19 protein-coding genes are annotated in these 26,918 nt (G+C 48.6%); all 19 read left to right on the forward strand.

The genetic code is table 11. The features are described 5' to 3' along the window. Positions 1-35 precede the first annotated feature (35 nt). The 19 genes from B153_RS0105860 (at position 36) to B153_RS0105950 (ending at position 26,859) form a co-directional block, all read left to right on the forward strand. Positions 36-1,097: a glycoside hydrolase family protein gene (locus B153_RS0105860; protein ID WP_020595751.1), complete on the forward strand. Its 1,062-nt coding sequence runs from the start codon at positions 36-38 to the stop codon at positions 1,095-1,097. A gap of 36 nt (positions 1,098-1,133) precedes the next feature. Continuing rightward, entirely contained in the window at positions 1,134-2,735 is a 1,602-nt protein-coding gene (locus B153_RS0105865) for an MGH1-like glycoside hydrolase domain-containing protein (protein WP_020595752.1), read from the forward strand. A gap of 33 nt (positions 2,736-2,768) precedes the next feature. Continuing rightward, the gene (locus B153_RS0105870; protein WP_020595753.1) at positions 2,769-4,802 is read left to right on the forward strand and encodes a beta-L-arabinofuranosidase domain-containing protein; all 2,034 of its coding nucleotides are present in this window, start codon (positions 2,769-2,771) and stop codon (positions 4,800-4,802) included. 92 nt (positions 4,803-4,894) lie between these two features. After that, on the forward strand, positions 4,895-6,868 hold the full coding sequence (locus B153_RS0105875; RefSeq protein ID WP_020595754.1) for a glycoside hydrolase family 127 protein: 1,974 nt from the start codon (positions 4,895-4,897) through the stop codon (positions 6,866-6,868). A 925-nt stretch (positions 6,869-7,793) separates the two neighbouring features. Continuing rightward, a complete protein-coding gene (locus tag B153_RS0105880; protein ID WP_020595755.1) occupies positions 7,794-8,174 on the forward strand; it encodes a LytTR family DNA-binding domain-containing protein in 381 nt (126 codons plus the stop codon). A 160-nt stretch (positions 8,175-8,334) separates the two neighbouring features. Next, positions 8,335-11,427: a two-component regulator propeller domain-containing protein gene (locus B153_RS0105885; RefSeq protein ID WP_020595756.1), complete on the forward strand. Its 3,093-nt coding sequence runs from the start codon at positions 8,335-8,337 to the stop codon at positions 11,425-11,427. 17 nt (positions 11,428-11,444) lie between these two features. After that, positions 11,445-12,185, forward strand: coding sequence for a LytR/AlgR family response regulator transcription factor (locus B153_RS0105890; protein ID WP_020595757.1), 741 nt, complete (start codon positions 11,445-11,447; stop codon positions 12,183-12,185). A 364-nt stretch (positions 12,186-12,549) separates the two neighbouring features. Then, entirely contained in the window at positions 12,550-12,873 is a 324-nt protein-coding gene (locus tag B153_RS0105895) for a transcriptional regulator (protein ID WP_020595758.1), read from the forward strand. Between the two features lie 153 nt (positions 12,874-13,026). After that, the gene (locus tag B153_RS0105900) at positions 13,027-13,257 is read left to right on the forward strand and encodes a hypothetical protein (RefSeq protein WP_020595759.1); all 231 of its coding nucleotides are present in this window, start codon (positions 13,027-13,029) and stop codon (positions 13,255-13,257) included. Between the two features lie 314 nt (positions 13,258-13,571). Next, entirely contained in the window at positions 13,572-16,475 is a 2,904-nt protein-coding gene (locus B153_RS36515; protein ID WP_020595760.1) for an ATP-binding protein, read from the forward strand. Positions 16,476-16,737: 262 nt separating this feature from the next. Beyond that, positions 16,738-16,899: a hypothetical protein gene (locus tag B153_RS38185; RefSeq protein ID WP_211221658.1), complete on the forward strand. Its 162-nt coding sequence runs from the start codon at positions 16,738-16,740 to the stop codon at positions 16,897-16,899. Between the two features lie 93 nt (positions 16,900-16,992). Then, positions 16,993-17,325, forward strand: coding sequence for a LytR/AlgR family response regulator transcription factor (locus B153_RS0105915; RefSeq protein ID WP_020595762.1), 333 nt, complete (start codon positions 16,993-16,995; stop codon positions 17,323-17,325). An 84-nt stretch (positions 17,326-17,409) separates the two neighbouring features. Beyond that, entirely contained in the window at positions 17,410-17,643 is a 234-nt protein-coding gene (locus tag B153_RS0105920) for a hypothetical protein (RefSeq protein WP_020595763.1), read from the forward strand. 583 nt (positions 17,644-18,226) lie between these two features. Beyond that, on the forward strand, positions 18,227-18,898 hold the full coding sequence (locus B153_RS0105925; RefSeq protein WP_020595764.1) for a response regulator: 672 nt from the start codon (positions 18,227-18,229) through the stop codon (positions 18,896-18,898). Positions 18,899-18,975: 77 nt separating this feature from the next. After that, positions 18,976-20,334, forward strand: a complete 1,359-nt coding sequence (locus B153_RS0105930) for a sensor histidine kinase (protein WP_020595765.1) — start codon at positions 18,976-18,978, stop codon at positions 20,332-20,334. A gap of 345 nt (positions 20,335-20,679) precedes the next feature. After that, positions 20,680-20,970: a hypothetical protein gene (locus tag B153_RS0105935; RefSeq protein WP_020595766.1), complete on the forward strand. Its 291-nt coding sequence runs from the start codon at positions 20,680-20,682 to the stop codon at positions 20,968-20,970. A gap of 154 nt (positions 20,971-21,124) precedes the next feature. Beyond that, positions 21,125-22,204, forward strand: coding sequence for an efflux RND transporter periplasmic adaptor subunit (locus tag B153_RS0105940; RefSeq protein WP_020595767.1), 1,080 nt, complete (start codon positions 21,125-21,127; stop codon positions 22,202-22,204). A 25-nt stretch (positions 22,205-22,229) separates the two neighbouring features. Then, the gene (locus B153_RS0105945; protein WP_020595768.1) at positions 22,230-25,433 is read left to right on the forward strand and encodes an efflux RND transporter permease subunit; all 3,204 of its coding nucleotides are present in this window, start codon (positions 22,230-22,232) and stop codon (positions 25,431-25,433) included. After that, on the forward strand, positions 25,426-26,859 hold the full coding sequence (locus B153_RS0105950) for a TolC family protein (RefSeq protein WP_020595769.1): 1,434 nt from the start codon (positions 25,426-25,428) through the stop codon (positions 26,857-26,859). Before B153_RS0105945 ends, B153_RS0105950 begins: the two co-directional genes overlap by 8 nt. The last annotated feature ends 59 nt before the right edge of the window (positions 26,860-26,918 follow it).

Genomic DNA, 26,918 nt, shown 5'->3' on the forward strand with positions numbered 1-26,918 from the left:
ATCATAAAAATCTGCGTTCTATCAATAGCTCCCGTATGATACGCCTGATTACCAGTGTATTTCTCCTGCTTACTGGCCTCGTTACGTTCGCGCAATCGGTGCAGAAAGAAGTGATGCAGCAAATATTTGACGAGGTAAAAACGCCCTACAAATACGGCATCGTACTGCCCCAGCCCGACCAGGGACGCCTGGTCGATAGTCCCACCATTTTCCGGCAGAATACGAGCTGGTACATGACCTATATTATTTTCGATGGAAAAGGCTACGAAACCTGGCTTGCCCAAAGCAATGATCTCCTGCACTGGACTACCCTGGGCAAACTCATGTCCTTTACCAGCAATACGTGGGATGCGACGCAGAAAGCGGGCTACGTAGCACTGGTCGATACTGACTGGGGCAGCACCTACGAGGCTGAAAAATATCAGAACACGTATTGGCTGTCGTACCTGGGCGGTTCTGAAAAAGGCTACGAAGCCGGGCGGCTGGGCATTGGCATGGCAATGGCCGACGATCTGACCAAGCCTAACGAGGTGCAACGGTTGCCCAGGCCTGTTTTGTCGGCCGTCGATCGTGACGCCCGCTGGTACGACGACAAAACGATCTACAAAAGTTTGGTTATCCGCGATAAAGCCCAAAAAACGGGCTACCCGTTCGTGATGTATTACAACGCCAAGGGCACAAAACCCGATGAGAAAGGCAACGGGTTCGAAAACATTGCCATGGCCGTTTCGAGCGATATGAGGCATTGGAAACGCTACGGTCAGGAACCGCTGATTACCCGAAAAACCGGCATTTGTGGCGATGCACAGATCACAAAAATCGGTGACCTCTACGTTATGTTTTACTTCGGGGCGTTCTGGAAGCCGGGTGCTTTTGAACGGTTCGCCTGCTCGTATGACCTCGTGAACTGGACCGATTGGGATGGAGATGATTTAATTGCCCCATCGGAGCCGTACGACAAAACCTTCGCCCATAAGCCCTGGGTCGTGAAATGGAACGGTGTGGTATATCATTTCTACAATGCCGTTGGCGATAAAGGCCGCGTGATTGCCGTTGCTACGTCCAAAGATATGGGCAAGAGCTTAGTCGGTAACTGACAGTATTTACCACAGTCGAAATCAAACCACCCGTCGATGAAAAAACGAGTATGTTTCTGGTGTTTATTGCTGGCTATCCAGTGCGTTTGGAAACCGATCTGGGCACAGAATTTCGCACTGAACGCCGAATCCTTCAAACCCTACATAACAGCTTTCAACAAATCGGACGACGAGCTGTATAAACAGTTGATTCCGAACGAAAACACCTGGGCGTTTTTGTCGCAGAACATTCCCCTGTTCGAATGCCCGGATAAGCAGTTGGAACAAATGTATTACTTCCGCTGGTGGACGTATCGGAAGCATCTCAAACAAACGCCGGCGGGGTACATCATTACCGAGTTTTTACCCGATGTGAACTGGGCCGGAAAATACAACTCCATCAACTGCCCGGCCGGGCATCATTTTTACGAAGGCCGCTGGCTCCACGACACCACGTATCTGAAACAATACGCCCGATTCTGGTTTCGGGGCGGGGCCAGTCCGCGTTCGTATAGTTCGTGGGCCGCCGATGCCATCAGTGCGTTTGCCAGGGTCCATCCCGATACTACGTTCCTGACCGATCTGCTTCCTGATTTACGCAATGATTTCCACGAATGGGAAAAGATGCGGCTCGACTCAACCGGTTTATTCTGGCAAACCGACAACCGCGATGGCATGGAAATTTCCATAGCGGGCCTGATCGGGCAGAAAAATCAGGGGTATCGGGCCACCATCAACAGTTACATGTATGGCAATGCAAAGGCAATAGCGACCATTGCGCAGATGGCCAATAATCAGGCGGTTGTGGCTGAATACACCCAAAGGGCGGCTGTGATCCGCAGGCAGATTCTGACTAAACTCTGGGACGACAAAGCTAAGTTTTTCAAGGTGATCCCGCGAGGCACCGGCACGTTGACCCGCGCTGATGTGCGTGAACTGCACGGCTTTACACCCTGGTATTTTTCAATTCCCGACGAAAAACAGGCCATTGCCTGGGCGCAGCTTACCGATGAACAGGGTTTCTGGGCGCCTTACGGTCCCACTACAGCCGAGCAACGGCATCCTGGCTTTCGGGTAGCTTACGAAGGGCACGAATGCCAGTGGAATGGCCCAAGCTGGCCTTTCTCAACCGCCATTACCCTAACCTCGCTGGCCAATCTGCTCAACGACTACAAGCAGAACATAATGACCAAACGTGACTACTGGAACTTACTGACAACCTACAGCCGTTCGCAGCAACGCATTCTGCCAGATGGCGAGCGTGTTCCCTGGATCGACGAAAACCTGAACCCCTATACGGGCGACTGGATTTCCCGAACGCGCCTGTCGACCATGGAAAATGGAAGCTGGTCGACCAAAAAAGGGGGTCGGGAACGGGGTAAAGATTATAACCATTCGTCGTTCTGTGATCACATTATTTCGGGGCTGGTCGGCATTCGCCCGCAGCACGGCCATCAACTGGTTATCAACCCCCTTCTCCCCGACAATACATGGGATTATTTCTGTCTGGACAACGTCGCCTATCACGGCAAAACCATTACGGTTCTGTACGATAAAACCGGGAAGAAGTACGGAAAAGGCAGTGGCTTACGCGTTTTTGTGAATGGAGTAGAAAAAGCTTTCGCGCCCGCTTTACAACGAGTGTCTTTTTCGATTTAATCAATCAGCAATCAACCTACTTAGTACGTCTGCATGAAAATTAGACTTGCGTTTCACCTGCTTTTATCCAGTATCGCTTTAACGGTGATGGGGCAGGTAAACACCCGTAAAATGCAACCCGTTGCTTATACAGGCAGCCGGGCTCCTTTGCGTCAGAACCCCTACATTGAACTTCCCCTGGGTGCTATCAAACCGCAGGGCTGGCTCAAAGAAATGCTGATACGTCAGAAAAACGGCGCTACGGGAAAGCTCGATGAATTGTATCCACTGGTGATGAATCAACGGAATGGCTGGCTAGGTGGCGATGGCGACCAATGGGAACGCGGCCCATACTGGATTGATGGGCTATTGCCATTGGCGTATATTCTGGACGATCAGGCCTTGATTGCTAAAACCAAACCCTGGGTCGAATGGGCGTTGAACAGTCAGCAACCCGACGGGTATTTCGGTCCGTCGAAAGATTACGGGCCAGAACGTGGTATTCAACGCGACAACAGCCGCGACTGGTGGCCTAAAATGGTGATGCTGAAAATATTGAAGCAGTACTATTCGGCTACGGGCGATCAGCGGGTCATTGCGTTGATGACCAATTATTTCAAATACCAACTCAAGGAATTGCCGAAAAAACCGCTCGATCACTGGACATTCTGGGCTCGCTATCGGGGTGGCGACAATCTGGCGGTGATTTACTGGCTTTATAACATTACGGGCGACAAATTCCTGCTCGATCTGGGCGATCTGGTGCATAAGCAGACCTTCGACTATACCGATGGATTTCTGAATACGGATATGCTCAGCAAGCCAGGTAGCATTCACTGCGTGAATCTGGCGCAGGGGATTAAGGAGCCGATTGTTTATTTCCAGCATCATCCCAACAAAAAATACCTCGACGCCACCAAAAAAGGCTTTGCCGACATTCGAAAATACAACGGTATGGCGCATGGGCTGTACGGTGGCGACGAAGCCTTGCATGGCAACAACCCAACGCAAGGATCCGAACTGTGTTCGGCGGTTGAAATGATGTTTTCCCTGGAAAGTATTCTCGAAATTACGGGCGACGTTGCCTATGCCGATCAGCTCGAAAAAGTGGCGTTTAATGCATTGCCCACGCAGGCATCCGACGATTACATGACCCGCCAGTATTTCCAGCAGGCCAATCAGGTGATGGCAACCCGGCATATTCGCAACTTCGATGTAAATCACGGCGGCACCGACCTTTGCTTTGGACTGCTGTCGGGCTATCCCTGCTGTACATCGAATATGCACCAGGGCTGGCCCAAATTCGTCCAAAACCTTTTCTACGCTACGGCCGACAAAGGCATTGCCGCTTTGGTGTATTCGCCCAGCGAAGTGACGATGACGGTTGGCAACAATACAACCGTTTCGGTAAAAGAAGAGACGGTTTATCCATTCGAAGAAACCATAAAGTTCACCATCAACCTCGACAAGAGTGGTAAATCCGCTACGTTCCCGTTTCATCTTCGCGTACCGGCATGGTGTAAAAAAGGAACGGTAAAAGTAAATGGAAAGGTAGTGAAAGAGTCGGAAGGGAATCAACTGGTGAAAGTTGACCGTGAATGGAAATCGGGCGACGTCGTGGAGCTGGAACTACCGATGCATATTTTCAAAAATACCTGGTATGAAAACTCGATGTCAGTTGAACGCGGCCCCATCACGTATGCGCTGAAAATTGGCGACGAAGTGAAGACTGTGAAAAATGACAAAGACCCCATTGAATACGGTGCAACATACAACGAACTTCGGCCAACAACGCCCTGGAATTATGCACTGGTTCAGGTGCCGGAAAACAAACTGGCAGATCAGTATACGGTCAAAAAAGTAAAGCCAGTTTCTGACTATCCGTGGAACCCGGAAAATGCGCCATTGCAGATCAAAACCAAAGGTCGCCGGATTCCGTCGTGGAGTATTTACAACGAAATGGCGGGCCCTATACCATACAGTCTGACCTATCAATTGGAGACGGCTAAAGACCTGGAAGACATTACGTTGATTCCATACGGCTGTACGAATCTGCGCATTTCACAATTTCCGGTGGTTCGAAAATAAGTGGTAAACCAGAAACCAGATCAGAATGATTAACCAGGACTTGAAAGACCTTAACTAATCTTAATGATCTGTATTACAAAGCGATAACTGAAATGAAAATGTTAAACAAAGTTACCTGTACTTTAGCCGTACTCGCTTTCGCTCCAGTATCAGCAAAAGCGCAATTGATGGTTCAGCGATTTGAGCCGGTTGGTTTTTCGCAGGTTACGATTACCGACAATTTCTGGAAACCCAAATTGGATAAAGTGGCTACGGCTACGCTTCAGGCCTGTATTGTGCAGACCGAGCAGAAAACCGGACGTATCCGCAATTTCGAGAAAGTGGCCCGCAAACAGGGTGAAAAACACGAGGGCATCTACTATGACGACAGCGACGTATACAAAGCCATTGAAGCGATGGCCTACTCGCTCAAAAACCATCCCGATGCTGCTGTTCAGCAGAAAGCCGACGAATGGATCGACAAGATTGCAGCCGCTCAGCAACCGGATGGCTACCTCAATACGTATTACACGCTGACGGGCCTCGACAAACGCTGGACGGATATGGAACGGCACGAAGATTACTGTGCAGGCCACCTGATCGAAGCCGCCGTTGCCTATTACAACACCACAGGCAAACGGAAACTGCTGGATGTAGCCATTCGCTTCGCCGACCATATCGACGAGACGTTTCGGATCAAAAATCGGCCGTGGGTGAGCGGTCACCAGGAAATTGAACTGGCACTCATGCGTCTATATCACCTCACCAAACAGGAACGCTACCTGAAACTGGCCGACTGGTTTCTGGATCAACGCGGGCGTGGCTACGGCAAAGGAAAAATCTGGGATGAATGGAAAAATCCGAAATACTGCCAGGACGACGTACCCGTTAAGCAGCAGAAGGAAATCACGGGCCATGCCGTTCGGGCGATGTACCAGTACACTGGTGCCGCCGACGTAGCATCGGTAACCAACGACCCCGGCTATATGAACGCCATGACCGCCGTTTGGGAAGACGTGGTTCACCGGAACATGTATCTGACGGGCGGCATCGGTTCATCGGGGCACAACGAAGGATTTACCGACGACTTTGACTTGCCGAACGGTTCGGCCTATTGCGAAACCTGCGCGTCGGTTGGTATGGTATTCTGGAACCAGCGCATGAACCTGCTCACTGGCGAAAGTAAATACATCGACGTATTGGAACGTAGTCTATACAACGGCGCGCTGGATGGACTGAGCCTGAGTGGAGATCGGTTCTTCTACGGAAATCCATTGTCGTCGGTGGGTAATTACGGGCGTAGCGAATGGTTTGGAACGGCCTGCTGCCCCTCCAACATTGCCCGGCTTGTAGCCTCGCTGGGCGATTATATCTATGGCCGTTCGGAGAATGGAATCTGGGTAAATCTGTTTGTGGCCAGTAACACGACGTTCAAGTTTGGCAAAACTGACGTACCGCTTCAGCTTGACACCAATTATCCGTGGGATGGCAACGTAAAAATCACGGTCAACCCGGCTAAAAAAGTAGCGTATGCCCTGCACGTCAGAATTCCCGGCTGGGCTACAAATGTGCCAGTTCCGGGCAAGCTGTATGAATTCACAAACACCAGTGATGCCAAAGCTGAGGTGCTGATAAATGGGAAACCCGCTACGTATCGTGTCGAAAAAGGCTATGCCGTTATTGACCGGACCTGGCAGAAAGGCGACGTAGTGGAGGTGAAATTGCCGATGGATGTACGGCAGGTAGCGGCACGCAGTGAAGTAAAAGCCGATCAGGACCGGATTGCTCTGCAACGCGGCCCTTTGGTTTACTGCGTCGAGGGCGTCGATAATTCGGATAAAGTCTGGAATTTACTGGTTCCGGCTCAACCTACTTTCGAAACCAAACCACATCAGGTACTTGACGAACCCGTTGTGGCCATTCAGGCTCATTTATCGGTTGTGGAAGCCGCTCCCGATGGGCTGAGCATTCAGACAAAACCCCAAACCATTACGGCTATTCCCTACTATACCTGGGCCAATCGCGGGAAAAGTACCATGCAGGTCTGGTTGCCGAGCCGGATCAGAGCGATAAAAATTTCGGAGTAATCGTAAGCCAGTTTTAGTTTAAACGTATCTGACGATCAGGTTCCCTAGCCAGTACATTACTAACGACAAGCCGAGCTGAATCCCTTACTATTGCTACATAGACTCTCGGCAATCTACCTCACAAGGTGGTGGATTGCCGAGTTCCATTTAGAATAAAAAGGGAGGGGCAAGTCTATTTTAACACACCGAATGCTCGCTATATTGTCGAGCGAATCGCCCGAGTAAGTACTTAACGAGTACGCACTTAACTAAAGGTGTCAATTGTTTGAGAGGACGTCGATTGACATGGCTAAATACCGATTCTTAAATGTCCATTTCTTAAATTTTATATGTAATTTTTATCGTTTTGAGGTGCCAAGCCTGCAGATAGGCCAACTAGATAATTTACCAAAGATATATGCAACGAAAGGCAACTGGATTGCGTATAAACGGATAGGTATAGTTTTGAGGAAAACCAACCTATAGAAAAAAAGCCCCGAACTTTTGAAGTTGGGGCTTTTTAATGTACGTGCTCGTTAGGCCAGACACAACAGGCAAATCACTTTCTTCATGATACAATCCAGTCTGGTTGACTGGATGTAATGTGCCCATATCCTATGTATATAAATAAAGCTCTTTCAAGTAGAGAAAATCGGGAGGGGCGGTTTATGCCAATTGGCAGAATAGCTGACTGGAATGTACAGCTTACTACCTAAATACGTCGAAGGCGAGAAGGCTGACGAAATAATTAATTTTTCAAGCTAAGCACCTTGGGCTTCTCCAGGCATTACCCCAATTATTGGAAGGCTTATGTATCAGTAAATTGTAAATTTTATATTTGCAATATGGTGTTATAGGTAATTATATAGTTTATTTTAATTTCAATTTGGTAACTAATAATTATTTTTATAGCTTGCCTTATAAACTCCATCCCTATCGGCAACCTATGAAACGGTCATCTGCTGCTCAGATTCAGCATAAGTTTGAACCGAACCAGATTCTTTACCTCATCGGAGATGTAAACTATAGTTCGGTTTATTTATGTGACGGAACGGTCATCCTGTCTAGTAGAACCTTGAAATGGTATCATACCAAGTGGCCACATTTTATTCGTATTCATAAGGCTACCTTGATTAATCCGCTGTATATCCAAAGTTGCAGTGTACTTTCCTGCATACTGGCGCAGATTACCATGCAAAACGGCGTCACAATGACCATCAGCCGTCGGCGTATTCATGACGTACTCGATCATTTGCAACTGCCCTATATGCGTTCTGAAATAGCGCAATGGAATGATTATGCTATACCCGAGATAAAACTTGCCTAAACCACATCTGGTACCGATCTGTGGTTTGGAACCAACTGACTGGGTTGATTTTCCGGGCCGCCGGAGTACCAGGCGCTTCAAATAGTAAGCCCAGGAGCTACCTTACTTTATTGAGAAATCAATACCTTAGAGGGGTTCAATACTGCCAGTTACGTAACTTATGGGCCTTCGTACAATTCTGCTGCTCGGAATACTGGTTGCTGCTGTAAGCATCTGTGCAGGGCAGGCACACGAGGGGATTCACTTTTCGCATTTATCGGCTGATCAGGGACTGTCTCAGAATGCTGTACTCTGTATCTGGCAGGATAAGGAAGGGTTTCTTTGGCTGGGTACCCGCGATGGGCTTAATAAGTATGATGGGTATTCGTTCACAGTCTATAAGCCAGACCCTTCAGACCCTGCGAATACGTTTTCACATAATGTGATCACCGATATTTGTGAGGATCGGGCCGGGCGGATGTGGGTGTCTACGTTAGGAGGTGGATTACATCTGTTCGATCGGCGGACTGGTAAGGCAACGGCCTACCGTATTATCAACCCGGAACGCATTTCCCTGCGGAATGTGATGTATGCTATCGAAGAGGACCACGAGGGAATGTTGTGGATAGCATCGCGGGAAGGCCTGACCCGATTCGACCCAAACTCCAGAACCTTTACCTTATACGATAGTTTCAATGCAGCCAGGCCTGATGTGTACACCATACAGGAAGATAAACGGGGGCAACTATGGGTGGGGACACAGGACGGCTTATATCGGTTCGATCCAGTTTCAAAAACGTCCCAGAATGTGGCGCTGCCTGTAACCAGTGCCGATACCAATCGATCCATTTCGACACTATTGGCTGAGCCCAGCGGGACAATATGGGTGGAATCCTTTGCGGGGCAATTATACCGAATAGGGGCAGAAGGAAAGCCTGTACGTTGCTCATTACCTCAGCCCGAACAGGCACCGCAACGGGTTACTTCGCTCACGGGAGCGCTTTTGAAGGATCGGGCCGGGCAGATATGGACTGCCCCTCCTGGCCTCAACCGGCTAATTCGATTTAATCCAGCTACTCATCAATGGGTTCAGTTTCAGGCAGATCAGTTGCGGCCTGGGAGTCTGAGTAGCCATTCCATCTATGCATTATTTCAGGATCGGGAAGGGATCGTATGGGTAGGTACCAACAATGGGGTAGATAAATTAAGCCCAACGCCTGATAAATTTCGGTCTTATCAAATCATACCAAACACGAGTCATGTGCGATTGCCACAGAATAGTATTCGGGCGATTGCTCAGGATCATTCTGGGCGAATCTGGCTGGCCAATGAGTCGGATGGTTTAGTGTCTTTTCAGCCATCGACGGGTCTGTACCGTGTTTACCCGGCCAATCCAGCGGTTGCCAATCAATTGTACAGCCAAACCGTCAATGCCCTCTGGTGCGACCATACTGGACGTGTATGGATAGGAGCAGGTTCGTATCTTCACCTTTACGACCCAAAGACCGATCGTTTTGTGCGGTACCCCTGTGCCATTAGTGTCAGGAGCATTCGGGAGGGAGTAGGTGGTGAACTCTGGATTGCCGGAACCGGATTGGCTCGTTTTGATACACAGACACATCGGTTTACCTACTATCATCATGATCCCAAAAATCCGGCCAGTTTGGGCGATGAGGGATTGATTTTGGCGTTACCTACTCAGGATGGAACAGTCTGGGCTGCCTCGACCCGGCGGGGAATCAGTCGGCTGACGATCAAAACAGGCCGTTTTGAGCAGTATCAACCCGATTATCGACGGTCTACCAATTCCCTGAATGATAAGGATATACGCTGTATCTATCAGGACCGGAGCAGCCGTATCTGGATAGGGACCAACCAGGGTGGGCTAAATCTGTACAACCCTGTCACCAACACCTTCAGGGCATTTACGACGCATGATGGATTGCCAGGTAATCATATTGCAGGTATTCTCGATGATGAAGCGGGTAATTTGTGGTTAGCGACGAATCAGGGCATCTGTCGTTTCAATCCACAGACCGGGCTTTGTCAGAACTATGACAAAAGCGATGGCCTGCAGGGGAATGAATTTTTCGAAGCGTATGCGCAGGGTATCCATCATGAGTTACTGATGGGGGGCGCCAACGGATTCAGTATATTTTCGCCCCGCAGTGTTCAGACAAATACTCGTATACCACCCGTCTACATTACTAAAGTACAGATTGGGTCCAGAACGGAATCGCTCCCCCAACGTTCATTGGTTCTGTCGCACAACGACAACTACCTGTCGTTCGATTTTCTGGCTCTCAATTATATTCATCCTGAAAAAAATAAATACGCTTACCAACTGGTCGGTGTCGATAAGAATTGGATTTTCTGTGGTACCCGTCGATTTGTAAGTTATGCAAACCTGCCACCGGGTACGTATCAGTTTCGGGTGAAAGCCTCCAACAACGATGGGGTATGGAATCAGGCCGGAACTTCGCTGGGCATTACCATCAATCCTCCCTTTTGGCAGACAAATTGGTTTGTATTGCTGCTCTGCGGTGGGGTGGCTGGAGCGTTGTATCTGGGCTTTCGGTACCGGGTACGACAGATTAAACGCGAAGAAAGTCAAAAGACCGAGGTAAATAAAAAGATGGCCGAAATGGAAATGCAGGCATTGCGCGCTCAGATGAATCCCCATTTTATTTTTAACAGCCTGAATTCCATTAACCGATTTATCATGAAAAACGAATCGGAATCGGCATCGGCTTATCTGTCAAAATTTTCGAAGCTGATCCGGTTGATTCTAAACCGATCCACAGCTGAATTGGTTACCCTTGAGAGTGAGCTGGATACGCTTTCGTTGTATCTGGAACTGGAATCGCTCCGGTTTTCGGGGCGATTTACGTTTGCTATCCAGGTTGATCCAGCGATTGAGTCGGCTTATACCGAGATTCCCCCGATGCTCATTCAGCCCTACGTAGAAAACGCCATTTGGCATGGATTAATGCAGAAAGAAGCAGGTGGGCATATTTTGATCAGGATTCAGCAACAGGGAAAGCAGTTGGTTTGTACTGTAGAAGATAACGGGGTGGGTCGGCAGAGAGCGGCCGAGTTGAAAAGCAAGTCGGCTACCCATACCAAGTCGAGGGGTATGCAAATTACCGCCGACCGATTGAAGCTCAGTCAAACTTTGTATGGCCAGCAGCCTACGGTTACGATTCATGATCTGGTGGATGCACTGGGTGAGCCTGCCGGAACGCGTGTTGTATTGACCATTCCCCTCCTATAGCTCCTGCCTTTATAGCCATGATGATTAAAGCAGTTATTATTGATGATGAAGAGCACTGCCGGGAAACACTTTCCATGCAATTGGAAAAGTACTGCCCAGACGTAACTGTTGTGGCCACGTTTGCGTCAGCAATGGCGGGGTTACCGTATCTTCAGCAAACACCGCCCGATTTGTTGTTTCTGGATATTGAAATGCCTCTGCTAAATGGGTTTGAACTATTGGAAAAGCTACCAGCCGTGCCTTTTGCCATTATTTTCACGACTGGCTACGATATGTATGCCATAAAAGCCATTCGATTTAGTGCACTGGATTATCTGCTCAAACCCATTGATCGGGACGATTTGCAGAAAGCAGTGGGAAAATTTCAGCGAAAGTCGATCGCTCAGATGGCGCAGCAGATCGAAATATTGGTTGAAAAATTGGGCGCTAAAAAAGTTCGGCAGAAAATTGCCCTGCCAACCGCTCATGGGTTTGATGTGATACCGACCGATACTATTGTCCGTTGTGAAGCCGATGACAATTATACCCATGTTGTTTTAAAAACCGGCAAATCGTTGTTGGTCTCCCGAACGCTCAAAGAAATCGAAGAACTGTTGGCTGGAGAGGGATTTCTGCGAATTCACCAGTCGCACCTGATCAATCTGGATGAACTGCAACGCTATATACGGGGTGAAGGAGGGTATGTGGTTATGAGTGATAACTCGTCCGTTCCCGTTTCAAGGAGTCGTAAGGAAGTGCTGCTAAATCGATTCGCCTAGGGCTGTTACTACTCATTCATTCTTACCAATTACTCGCTCAATACCGCCAACCACTCAATTCGGATTGAATTGATACCCGTCCTTTCGTAGCATTAGCCATCCATGAAGCGATCGCTTTGATGGCCTGTGTCTCTAAAACCAATGGAGTAGCCTGCAACGGATACACATGTTCTGTCGTAAAGCCCTTAGAAACGGATGCAAAATCGAAATCAGGAAGCAGTTCGAGTTTACAGACCGGGGCCAGACAAACCCGATTTTATATAGGATTCAAGTAAGAAGAGTGTTGAAGGGTTTGTCTGGTTAGATAAACCCTTTTTGTCGATAAACGCTTTCCAGATTTGCTGGAGTAAACCAATGAAAGTGCATGAATAAAGGACGAAAGCCAGCGATCAACGGCAAATGGCTGGAAGAGGCACTGGAAGCCCAGGGGTATAATATCCATGCGGCTGCCAGGCTGATCGGCGTTGAAAGCCGGATATTGTACGCACACAAGGCAGGTCAGACTACAATCTCGACGGGGGTGCTCTTTGCTTTATGTTCAGCTTTACCCACCCTGTCGGAACGCTATGTGCTGACAGGACGAGGGCCTAAAGTAGTGCCTTCGGCAGAAACGGACGAAAATCTTTTGCTGGAGTCGTTTCAAATCAAGAAGTCCATCGAGCGAATTCTCAATGCGCTGACTTCGTAGTAAGCTTGGCGCATGTGCAAGTAGGGGAGGTTATATCCATACGTCAGGCCATGGTGGGAGTACTCCGTTTTTTCGTAACGAAAATGCTATAAACAGCTCAAATTCGTTAACTCAAAGGCGGAAATGGTGTTTTAGAGGAAATAACCTGAACGAATGGAAATAACGCACGATTTACTTGTTGGCTTAGGCTTTCGGTGGATACCGGGGCATCCACTGAAATACATCTACAAAGACTTTTCGGGCCAATTGGAGCCAGAAAGCGGCATTTTTTTCTTTGACGATTTTACACTTCCCATTATCCAGTTCACCGATTTACTCTACCTGTTAAAATTGATCAACTTTCCTGCGCAACCGGAGCAATTGCCCATGGTAAATCCGAATTAAATCGGAAGATGCATAGGATTTTATGTGTAAAAAATGACAAACATATGTTATTTTTGTAATAAATTCATTTAGTGAATGGTGGGAGTTAATCAGGCCGTATTTTTTAGATACGGCCTGATTTGTACTATGTATTTACCAACAGACTGTACAGTCAACACCCAACGCAGTATTCCGTTGCGGTTTATATTGTGATAGCGGACAAAGCCACCTGAACATCGACACGCAGCTTCAGTTCAGAGTCAGCATATACCCTCTGGTAAATTTCTGTACTAGCTGTATGATGATAATACATAGATGATCGATTTTTACATACTATGTGGTTCTGTATCCGGCATTGGCTTGACCAACTTTCCTTCCGACGTCCTACTCTCCGGCAAGCCGAAAAGAATTATATAGGGTTTTGGTTGTTGATCGGATGTCTGGCTACACTGTTGTTAAGTGTCGATGCGGAAGCCCAACGGGTAGTAAACCAGTTCCCTGCCCCAAATTCGCCAACACCTGTCGACGTTCAGTTTGAGTATTTTGTCGATACGACTGATCGGCTGACTGTTGACCAACTGGCCGATCCACAGCTTCATTGGCGACTTGCCCCGGGCACGGGTCTTATTCTGGGGTTCACACCGCATCCGGTTTGGTGTCGTTTCACCATGCAGCAACCGAAAAACGAGCCTTCCCGGTATGCGCTTGAGTTGACAAATTTTTATGTCGACAGCCTTACGCTTTATCAGCCCGATCAGCGTAGTGGCTGGCATATTCAGTATTCGGGCGATCTGATTCCATTGGCCCGGCGAACGCCCGCAACACGTTACCCAACGGTATATATACAGGTGCAGGGAACAAACCCCCAAACCATCTATGCACGTATTCAGTCATCGCAGCATCATAGCTATCAATGGCGCGTCTGGGATCAGGCCGCATTTAATACATTTCGATTACCCGACATTGATCGCTACATCACGTTTTCGCTGGCCATTTTGTTGGCGCTTTTTCAGACTGCCCTGTTGCTGTTTATGTATCAGTATGGGGTACTGCGCGCTTACGCCTTTTTTGCGTTGGCGGTCGTATTGAGTGTGCTGTTTGCTTCGGGCTATTCGAGTATTTTCTTCCCTTTTTCGACCTATTGGGCGCATGTCAGTCATTATGTTACGGTGGGGTTGTTATTACCGACCTTGGCATACTACGTCGTTCAGTCGTATCAGCTAACAAGGCAGATGCCCCGGCTGGTCTGGGTATATATGGGCTTTGGCGGCATAGGCATAGTCTATGCTATACTCAGTTTTTTTGTCCGTCATCCGTATATAACCTGGGCGCTTATTGCCACACTGGCGATCATGATGGGTTTTACGCTGCTCCTTCTGATCGGGTTATACTGGCGAGGAGTACGACCGGCTATCTGGAATGTGCTGGCGCTCCTGATGACATTGCCGGTATATACCTATTTTTATGGCCGGAATGCGGGCTTTTTTACCGGGTCGCTGCGGGAAGAAACCCTACGATTCCTGATGTTTATCTGTTTTGCCAGCGAACCGTTTTTTGTTGTGTTAATGCTTTGGCAGGCTACCCGCGAACGGATCCGTACGGCCGAGAGCCTGACCCATGAACAGGCACGACGCGAAACCATTCAGGAACTTGACCGACTTAAAACTGACTTTTTTACCAATGTGTCGCATGAGCTTCGTACGCCACTTACACTGCTGATCGGACCACTTCAGGCGTTGTATACGCGTTATCCTGATCATGAGCTATACGGACTTATGTATCGGAATGCTAGTCGGCTTCAAACGCTCATTAATCAATTGCTTGACCTGGCTAAACTGGATGCCCATCAGATGAAAGATTCACCGTCGTTGGGTGATCTGGTAACGGATATCCAGACCTGGGTAGCTGGATTCAGTACGCTGGCACAAGACCGATCGATACGGGTCACATTACGGCAAAATCAAACGCACTGGCCCGCTTTGTACGATGCCGATAAAATCGAAAAAGTTCTGTCAAATCTGCTGAGCAACGCCCTTAAATATACGTCGGCTGGAGGGGCCGTTACGATTGACGTTACGTATTTGCCAACGGATGTACGCATTGAGGTGTGCGACACGGGTGCAGGCATGTCGGAAGAGGTAGTTTCGAGGGTATTTGACCGATTTTATCGGGGCAATGACACCAACCGACTGGAAATGGGAACCGGGATTGGGCTTTCGCTAACCTATGAACTGGTTCGGCTGATGGGGGGCGATATCTCAGTGCATAGTCGGCCTGGTGAGGGAACAACGTTTCACGTTTCGATACCCGTTCGGGAGGCCAGGGAACAGATCCTGGCAAACGAAGGCGATCCGTCGGCAAGTCTACCGGAACTGATCGGCTATGCTGTAGAGGAACCGGGGCTGGAGACAAAAAAGCAGGAAAACAGGGAGGGTGAATTGGGTGACCCGTCAGAAAAGCCACTTCTTTTACTGGTGGAGGATAATGATGACCTGCGTATGTATCTGCGGATTATACTGGATACTACTTACGCAATAGTCGAAGCGACGGACGGTCGGCAGGCATTGGACAGGGCCATTGAGAGGTTGCCGGATGTTATTGTCACCGATCTGATGCTGCCCCGGCTTGATGGTTTGGAACTGTGTGCGGCTATACGGTCCGACCCACGTACAGATCACATACCTCTGGTGATGCTTACCGCTAAAGCGAGTGTAGCGAATCGGCTGAAAGGGTTTGAAACCGGGGCGGATGATTACCTGACCAAACCCTTTATACCCGCTGAGTTGCTGGTGCGGTTAACAAACCTCCGCCGTCGGCAGGTGGCTCAACAGCTTCATTGGCAACGAACGTTGGCGAGGGGTATGGCTGAATCGGCAGTACCGAAACCGGGAAATCCCGACTATTCAGAGCCACTTCGTTCGGACAGCTCGCGGTTTCTAAACCAGTTATACGCTATTCTGGAGCAGCACCTCGATCAGCCGGATTTTGATGTTGAGCAGTTGGCCGATGCCCTGGCTATGAGCAGCCGCACCCTCAATCGAAAACTAAAGGGAGTCCTTGGCCTCAACACACGTGAAACAATCCGTACGTATCGGCTCCGGCGTGGTAACGAGATGCTGGAACAGGGTATCCAGCCCACACAGGCTGCGTATGCAGTTGGATTTGGGAGCCTTTCTTCGTTTGGCAGGGCGTATAAAGATCAGTATGGATACGCACCATCAGCTCACAAAAACAATTAGGTGTCCGATTCCACAGAATTTATCCGCAAACGGTACTGGATCGGTTTGAATAAAAAGTGGGCGTAGGCCAAGCGGAGTCGCTTTGGGTAAGTCACTCATATGGCTTTATGATCTCAAAGAACGATAGTTCTTTGAGATTTTAGAAAGAAAAAGTTGTCGAACGGTTAATTGGGTAGAGTTTTTGTCGGGTTCGGTAGAGCCTTCTGGCCGTTCTGAGAAGAAATTTACAGCGAACTGGTTGCTAAGCCTTAGCCAGCAGTTTATGCAGCAAAGCGCGAGCGACCTGATCATTGTGCAAAGCGGTGATCTGATTTTAGCAAAAACCGATTCTCCTGTTTGTTCTAACCAGTATGTCAACCTCTACCTGTTTGATCCTGGCTTTCCGTTTCAGAACGCCCCCCTCGTCTTCCACCTCCAATCGTAAACGTACGCCATCAGCGAAATCGATTGGTCTTTTTCTGCCAGCACCGATCGGGCAGTCGCAACATGTTCTTCTGGCTATTCACATCGGATCATTATGCCAGCAATAGCCGTTCAGACCCCGCCTGCCTTCGATCCATCCCAGGTGATGTACTTAACAGGAGACGTCAATTATTGCTTTATTCACCTGAAGGGAGGGGAACAGATTTTATCCAGTCGTACCTTAAAATGGTATCACCAACGGTGGCCCCACTTCATTCGCATACACAAAGGGTATCTGGTCAACCCACAGTATGTGCATCGTTGGGTAGTAATATCGCCTGTGATTGCCTATACGATAATGAGCAATGGGGAGTCGTTATCGATTGGCCGTCGGCGGATCGCTTCCCTTTCGAATCAATTCATGAGTCCTGCTGCCCGAGTCACCTGACCCAGGCAAGCATTCAATGCGAGGGGCTGTTTACAACTTGTACATAAGGCTTACCATTGTCGATTCATTTTTATCGTAACATTTATGCATATAACCCACCACATTTTACTATCGCTCGGTTTTAAACAGTTAACAGATCAGCCTGATTATTATGTATACAAGCACATTCATGGCCGTCTGCTGCCACAAACGGGAGGTTTCCTTTTTCGGGATTTCAGCGTGCCGATCGTTCATTTTGATGATCTGGTTTTTTTACTCGATTTGATCGATCATCAGGACGAATCGAAACTGATGAAATATCCACTACATTATAATTAATGGGCCTGATCGATAGGCGATACGCTAAGCACCCCATGAGCCGCTACTTAGGTTGAGTAGAACTTTATAGCGGTACGCCAAATAGGTGCCAGATGCATGACTCTCTGGATTGAGTAAGGGCAAATTGGGCCATTTACTAATCATAATACCAAAAGGGCGCGTTTTTCGTCAGTTGTGGCCCGGTTGTTGTTTTGGTACCCACGATTGCAGATTGGTGAAAGCCATTCTGTGAGCTCTTATGGGTTAGGTTTTAAACGCTGGTGCCTTTGGTGCCAGCGTTTTTTTGTGGATGGTGCCGAAGCTCTACTCAGCTACCAGGAAGAACGGGTCTGGACGAACCCAACAGACGGATTGGGAGTTGCCTGCTGTCGGGTTCCCCTGTAGGGGAAGATGAGGACTTCGGAGTAAGGCTTGAAACGCAAAAAAATCGGGCGGGTAGAGAAGAATATCGTAAAATTGTTCTTTAGATTTTGTCAATCCCCTTTTCAGATAGAGGCTTATTCTCGTCGTCGGAGTTAGGGGCAGTCTGTAATTGGAGAACCGGGAACGAATAGGGGGTCTGTAACCGCATCATTATCTTTTCATGAAAGTCCTTTTAGTTGAAGACGAAGAGCGGTTAGCATCGTTTATCCGCAAAGGCATATCGGCTGAGGGGTATGAAGTCGATGTGGCGTATGATGGTCGTGCGGGGCTATCGTTTTTTCGCAGAGATATTTATGATATCATCATTCTGGATGTAAACATACCCCTGCTGAATGGGTTTGATTTATGCCAGTTGATTCGTTCGGAAAATGAGATCGTACCCGTATTGATGCTGACTGCGCTCGACAGCCTGTCTGATAAAGCCGACGGTTTCAACGCCGGAGCCGACGATTACCTGGCCAAACCATTTGAATTTCAGGAGTTGCTTTTACGGCTTCGGGCACTAACCCGCCGGAATGGCCCCAAACAGAAACAACGGCTCCAGTTGGCCGATCTGGAGTTGAATCTGGACACGAAGACCGTGGCCCGGGCGGGAAAACGCATTGATCTGACCACGCGTGAGTACGCGCTGCTGGAGTATCTGATGCTTAACAAAGGCAAGATTATTTCGCGGGTCGATATCAGTGAGCGGGTCTGGAGCCTCAATCTCGATAGTAGCACCAATGTGATCGACGTATACATCAGCTACTTGCGCAAAAAAATTGATAAAGACTTTTCGCCCAAACTGCTGCATACCATCGTCGGCATGGGGTATGTTCTTCGGGAAGAGTAAACGGGTTTGGAGCGAAGTGCGTGGGGAATAAGGAGAGTTGCCCATGCCCTTCGCCCATCGCTAACTAACACACACGCATGCTCATTCGCAATCGGCTGACGATCATTTTTACGCTCCTGGCGATGGCTATTCAGGTCACGCTATGCTTGCTGGTCTGGTATTTTTATTCCCTATACCGCCAGGAAGAGTTTTACAGCCGCCTGGAAGGAAAAGCTCGTGTAGCAGGGCGCGTACTAATTTCCCGGAGGCATCTGCACGATGATTTTTTTAAGAACATGGTGCGGACTGATTTGTTGACCATTGTTGAGGAGCAGATCAGTATTTTCGACCAACGGCATAATCTGGTATTTACCAATCGAACCTTAAAAGAATCGGATTATTATAAAGAAAAGATACCTCTGCTGGCAACCAACTCCCTGTTTGAGTTTAAAAACGGCCACTTAGAATCCATCGTAATTCCGTACCAGGATCGGGGACAAACGTTTTACATCTTTGCTTCCGGCTATGACCGCATCGGGTTTGCCAAACTGGGTGCTTTGCAGGAAATTCTGCTGCTGGCTAACCTTCTGGGTTTTGCCCTCATCGTACTGGCAGGCTGGTATTTTTCAGGCCGGGTATTGAAGCCGATTTCCCGGATTGTTGATGAAGTGGAGCAAATTACCGCTACGCATCTGCACAAACGGGTCAATGAAGGCAATCAGCGCGACGAAATCGCCCAACTAGCCATGACCTTCAACCAGATGCTCTTTCGGCTGGAAGATGCCTTTGTTTCCCAGCGTAGTTTCGTGTCCCATGCCTCTCACGAATTGAGAACCCCCTTAACCAATACGCTGGGTACGCTGGAAACTTCATTGCGGTACGACCAGAACCCGGCCGACTGGCGGGAGAGTATGGAAGTGGCTATTGAAGAACTTAAAAAAGTGATTGCCCTGACCAATGGTTTACTCGGTTTAGCCAAAGTAACCGATGGCCCCGTTCCCCTGACGACCGTTCAGGTTGATGATTGCCTGCTTACGGCGATCGGTCAGGTCCAGGTAAAGTATCCGGGGCGGAATATCCCACTTCAGTTTAAGGCAGGAGAGGAAGATGGGGTGTTTACGGTCAAAGGCAATACCATGCTCCTCACCACCGTGTTTCTGAATGTGCTGGATAATGCCTGTAAGTATTCCGATGGGGCAGTGGCTGTTGAATTACAAGCGAAGGAAGGCCAAATCAGTATACGCGTATCCGATCGGGGACGAGGGATTTCCGAAAGCGATATCACACACATTTTTGATCCGCTGTATCGCGGTAAAAATGTAGAAGGCGTACCGGGCTACGGAATTGGTCTGGCTGTAACCCAAAAAATCATTGAACTCCACCAGGGGTACCTCCGAATAGAATCCGTTATGAATCAGGGAACTTCGGTCTTGATTCAATTGCCGAGTCCGATTTAATTGGCCTGATCGTTACGCATGAACAGACTATGGCTGTGCGTTCGACCGGTATATCGCTATAGCGGTCGAAAAATGCAGGCTTTTTGAGCACCATACCCTTAAATTTCTGTATGGGAAAGATCAATCTTCTTTAATCCTGTTTTAATCTAATTAAAGGCAATCGCTAAACTTTCTTCATTAAGTTGGCTCATTAAAATATTAAATTGTATTTATTGGGTATAAAAGTTTATTTTCGGCCAAAAAATGAGGTTGAGATTATAATCTTTCCAATAGTTTTTAATTTCCCTCTCATACCGTTTTAATGTCGGGTCGCTTCATTTGTGTAGCTCAACGCATAAATAAGCTATGCAACGCCGATATTTTCCTTCCATTTTGCTCTACGGACTTGGCCTGGCACTGGCTCTTTCGCTGGTGTATAATGGGGTTCTGCTGTATGAGCAAAATCACTTGCGGAATGCATATGAATATGGATTGACCAACTCCATTCATCCGCTGGACCGTGTCGATTGGCAGCAGCAGCTTTTAGAATGCAAGCGCGCTAACCAGCAGAAAGACAGTCTGATTCGCCAGCTCGAGCAGGCTCCCAACGCCCCACCGAATAAGGTTACTACTTTCCGTCATGCCTTATCGAAGTAGACGGGTGCGTCAATAAACACCCCCTAACGCAGACTACAGACCGACCGTAATTCAGAAACCAAGCGGTCTTTCAAGAATCCAGTCAATCAGCGAGATCGATACCCACCTTAAAAAAACTGTCATTTACGTATTCAGAAAGATTATGAAGAATAGAATGTTCGTGCTCACCCTGATGAGCGTATGTGTATTGCTGGTTAACGCAAGCTGTTCACACAAAGAGGAAGAAAAAGAAGAAGAAACCAAGTTCTCGGTTACCAGCCCATTGCAGAGAGACACCACAATTACCAATCAATACGTGTGTCAGATTCGATCGATCCAGCACATCGAATTACGGGCTCTGGAAAAAGGATATCTCCAGAAAATCTTTGTCGATGAAGGGCAGTATGTGAAGAAAGGACAGCTAATGTTCCAGATTCTGCCCATTCAATACCAGGCTGAACTACAAAAAGCCGAAGCAGAAGCCAATTTCGTTGGGGTTGAATTTAAAAATACAAAGGCGCTGGCCGACAGTAACATCGTTTCGAAAAACGAATTGGCACTGGCGAAAGCGAAACTAGACAAGGCAAACGCCGAAGTATCCTTAGCTAAAGTACACCTGGGCTTTACGGAAGTACGAGCGCCTTTCGATGGCATTATGGACCACTTTCAGGTGCGGCTGGGGAGTCTGGTCGATGAAGGGGATCTGCTGACGACCCTATCCGACAACAGCCAGATGTGGGTGTATTTCAATGTGCCGGAAGCTGAGTATCTGAATTATAAAACCCATGCCCAGCAGGAAAACCTGAACCATGTGAATCTGCTCATGGCCAACAATCAGGTGTTCAACCATCCGGGTGTGGTGCAGACCATCGAGGCCGACTTCAACAACGAAACGGGTAATATCGCCTTCCGGGCTACCTTCCCCAATCCCAACAGTCTGTTGCGGCATGGCGAAACAGGGAATATTCAGATGACCTTGCCCCTTCGCAATGCACTGATTATTCCCCAGAAGTCGACCTTCGAAGTGCTTGAAAAGAAATACGTCTATGTGATCGATAAGGAGAACAAAGTTCGCTCACGGGAAATTGAAATAGCCGCCGAACTACCCCACATTTTCGTGGTTAAATCGGGATTGAAAAAAGATGACAAGATTCTTCTGGAAGGCTTACGCCAGGTTCGGGAAAATCAAAAGATAGCATACAAATTCGTTCAGCCTGAGGCCGTTATTTCTCATCTGGAATTATATGCCGAATAACCAGCAACACTAAAAACCAGAAGACATGTTTAGTAAATTCATACGAAGACCCGTATTCGCTATTGTAATATCGGTAATGATCGTCTTCATAGGTGTATTGGCTATTAAGAAATTACCGATTTCTCAGTTTCCGGATATTGCGCCTACCACTGTAAATATATTCATTGCCTACCCTGGGTCTAGTGCCGATGTATTGGTGAAGTCCACGCTGATTACGCTGGAACAGGCCATCAACGGGGTTCAGGACATGCGCTACATCGCAACCGATGCGACCAGCGCCGGTGAAGCTACCCTACGGATCATTTTTGAACCCGGCACCGACCCCAACGACGCCGTTATCCGGGTAAAAACCCGGGTTGACCAGGTCATGCCGCTGCTGCCTGAACTGGTGCAGCGGGAGGGGGTTATCATTACCCCGATCCAGCCGAGTATGTTGATGTACGTCAATCTCTATTCCAAGGAAAAGAGCATGGACGAAAAATTCCTGTTCAACTACGCGACCGTTAAAATGATCCCTGAAATTCAGCGGACCAGAGGGGTGGCTCGGGCGCAGATATTGGGAAGCCGTCGGTATGCCATGCGGGTCTGGTTGAATCCAGAGCGTATGCGGGCTTACAGCATCTCCGTTGAAGAAGTGATGAAGGCCATTGGGGAGCAAAGTATCATTGGGCGACCGGGCCGGATTGGTCAAAGCTCGGGTATTGCCGCTCAGTCGCTGGAATATGTACTTACGTATAAAGGCCGCTATAACAAGCCGGAAGAGTACGAAGGAATTATTATCCGGGCCAACGCACAAGGTGAAAGTATCCACTTACGGGATATTGCCAAGGTGGAGCTGGGTAGTGAATTCTTCGATATTTATTCGAATCTGGATGGCAAGGCCTCTGCCGCTATCGTGTTGCGGCAAAACTACGGTAGTAATGCCAGCGACGTAATTGAAGAGGTGAAGAAGAAACTGGAGATCATGAAAACGTCGTTCCCTCCGGGTATGGATTACCAGATCAGTTACGACGTATCGAACTTCCTGGATGCCTCGATTGAGCAGGTAATTGACACCCTGCGCGATGCGTTTATTCTGGTGGCGCTGGTGGTGTTCATCTTCCTGGGCGACTGGCGTTCTACCCTGATTCCGATTCTGGCGGTTCCCGTATCCCTTGTCGGGGCCTTCTTTGTGATCCAGGCGTTTGGGCTTTCCATTAACCTGATTACGCTCTTCGCACTGGTACTGGCTATCGGTATTGTGGTCGATGATGCCATTGTGGTGGTGGAAGCGGTACACGCCAAGATGGAGGAAAAGCCGCATTTAACTCCCTTTGGGGCCGTCAGGCAAGTATTGGGTGAGATCAGCGGGGCTATTATCGCGATTACGCTGGTGATGGTGTCGGTATTCCTGCCGATCTCCTTCATGTCGGGTCCGGTGGGTACCTTCTACCGACAGTTCTCAATTACGATGGCGAGTTCCATTGTGATTTCGGCCCTGATCGCTCTGACGCTGACGCCCGTGTTGTGCGCCATGCTCCTGAAAAATCATCATGGCCACGCCAAAAAGAAAAACCTGTTTACCCGGGCACTCGACAGCTTCAACAACGGGTTTGAAAAAATGACGGGGCGCTACGTGGGCCTGTTGAAATTGATCGTCAACCGTCGGATCGTTACGTTCCTGGTTCTGGCCGTTTTCTGTTTAGGAATTGCCTACGAAAACCAGATTCTGCCAGCGGGCTTTATTCCAAATGAAGACCAAAGCACGATTTACGGGATCATCCAAACCCCTCCGGGTTCTACTCTGGAAAAAACCAATGAGGTTTCCCGACGACTTCAGAAAATCTGTGAAGAGGTGCCGGGCATCGAATCCGTTTCCTCACTGGCCGGGTATGAGATCATGACCGAAGGGCGGGGTTCCAACGCGGGTACCTGTCTGATCAACCTGAAACCCTGGGGCGATCGCGATAAGAACGTGAAGGAAATCATGGAGGAGCTGGAAGCAAAATCGAAAGGTCTTGGCGCAACCGTCGAGTTCTTTGAACCACCAGCCATTCCAGGTTTCGGTACATCGGGTGGTTTCTCGATGCGTTTGCTGGACAAAAACACCGATACCGACTATCACCTGTTTGATAAAATCCAGAAAGAGTTCATGGATAACCTGGCCAAACGGAAAGAGCTGACCGCTTTGTTTTCCTTCTTTGCCGCCAACTATCCCCAATACGAACTGGAAATCGATAACAACCTGGCTATGCAAAAAGGGGTGTCGATCGGAAAGGCGATGGACAACCTCAACATTATGATCGGTAGTACCTACGAACAGGGCTTTATCAAGTTCAACCAGTTCTTTAAAGTGTACGTACAGGCCGATCCAAGTTTCCGCCGGTTGCCCTCCGATATTTTGAAACTGTTTGTGAAAAACGAAGCAGGCGAAATGGTACCTTACTCGTCGTTCATGACCTTGAAAAAAGGACAGGGGCCCAACGAAATCACCCGGTTCAACCTGTATAATTCGGCGGCTATTCAGGGGCAACCCGCTAAAGGCTATACAACGGCCGAAGCGATTGCGGCCATTCGGGAAGTAGCAGCCAAAACGTTGCCCAAAGGGTATGACATTGCGTTTGAAGGTCTTTCGTACGACGAGTCGATTCGGGGTAACGAAACGCTGTATGTATTCCTGATCGTGGTTGCCTTCGTATATCTGGTACTGGCCGCTCAGTATGAGAGCTTCATCATTCCGCTGGCTGTACTGACCTCATTGCCGGTTGGGATATTTGGATCGTTCTTCCTGCTGAAAGCGATGGGGCTGGAAAACAACATCTATGCCCAGATCGGTCTGATCATGCTTGTGGGTCTGTTGGGTAAAAACGCCGTACTGATTGTGGAGTTTGCCGTTCAGAAACGCCAGCAGGGCGAAACCATCCTGAATGCCGCCATTGAAGGAGCCAAGGTTCGTTTCCGACCAATCCTGATGACCTCCTTCGCCTTTGTGGCTGGTCTGATCCCGCTGATTCTTGCCAAAGGGGCAGGGGCTATTGGTAACCGTACTATTGGTGCATCGGCTATGGGTGGCATGGTATTCGGAACCATTTTCGGGGTTATCATCATCCCTGGGTTGTACTACATCTTTGGTAATCTGGCCGATGGCCGCAAGATGATTAAGGACGAAGAAGACGATTCGTTAACCGAAAATCTGGTTCATTCAGTCGATAAGTTTCCCCAACCTGAAGAAAGCGAAGTCAATGAGTAATAAGCGAATATGGAGTTACGGCGGGATACTACTCTCTATCCTGATCCAGTCGGCCTGTACGGTCCCCCACCTGGTTACGAAAACAGAAAACAAAGCAGTACCTGCGAGCTACAACGGCTCGCAGGATTCCACCAACACGGGCAAGAAACCCTGGAAGGAGTATTTTAGTGATCCGTATTTAACGGCCCTGATCGATTCAGCGCTGTATAACAACCAGGAGCTGAACATCACCTTACAGGAAATTCAGATTGCCAACAATGAAGTACTGGCCCGGGCGGGGGCTTATCGGCCCTTCGTCAGTCTGGGGGGCGGTGCCGGCGCTGACAAAGTGTCCCGCTATACGAGTCAGGGGGCGGCCGATGAGGTTTCGGAGATAAAGCCGGGTGTACCCACGCCAGCCGTTCTGCCAAATTTCTATTTTGGTGCTACGGCCAGTTGGGAAATCGACATCTGGCATAAACTACGGAATGCTAAAAAAGCAGCCGTATCCAATTACCTGGCATCCATCGAAGGGAAGAACTTCCAGGTTACCAACCTGGTGTCTGAAATTGCCAACTCGTATTACGAACTGCTGGCCCTGGATAATCAGCTCGACATCATTCAGCGAAACATCGTTATTCTAAACAATGCGTTGGGCATCACCAAACAGGAAAAAGAAGCGGCTAAGGTGACCGAACTGGCTGTCCGCCGATTTGAGGCTGAGGTAGCCAAAACGGTGAGCCTCCAGTACGAGATTCAGCAGCGGATTGTAGAGACCGAAAACCGGATCAATTTCCTGGTAGGCCGATTCCCTCAACACGTTCAACGAGATCCGCAAACATTCGTCAATCTGACTCCTTCTATAGTGCAGGCTGGGTTGCCTTCGCAGTTGCTAGCCAATCGGCCCGATATTAAGCAGGCGGAATGGAATCTGGAAGCGAATAAACTGAGTGTTGCGGTAGCCAAGGCGAACTTCTATCCATCGCTGACACTTCGGGGTTTTCTGGGGATTATGGCGTATAACCCTCTGTATCTGGTCTATACACCTGAAGCCTTGGTTGCCTCGCTGGTAGGGGATATGGTTGGGCCCATCGTAAATAAGAACGAGATCACAGCCACCTACCGAAGCGCCAATGCCAAGCAGATTCAGTCGGTGTATAACTATGAGAAAACCGTCCTAAATGCCTACATTGAGGTGGTGAATCAGTTGTCGAATATCGATAACCTGCAAAAAAAGTACGACTCGAAGAACAATCAGGTGCAGGCGCTCACGCAGTCGACCAATATCTCGCTCAAACTGTTTACGTCGGCCCGGGCCGATTATATGGAAGTTTTGCTAACGCAACGGGATGTGCTGGAAGCTCGAATGGAGTTGATCGAAACCCGAAAACAGCAGATGAATGCTCAGATCAATGCTTACCGGGCACTGGGTGGTGGCTGGAGATAAAAACCTTAGTCAAGAAAACTAGAAGCTAAAAAAGCCAGTCGACCGAACGTCGACTGGCT

Origin of the sequence: Spirosoma panaciterrae DSM 21099, assembly GCF_000374025.1 — a bacterium.
Lineage (GTDB): Bacteria > Bacteroidota > Bacteroidia > Cytophagales > Spirosomataceae > Spirosoma > Spirosoma panaciterrae.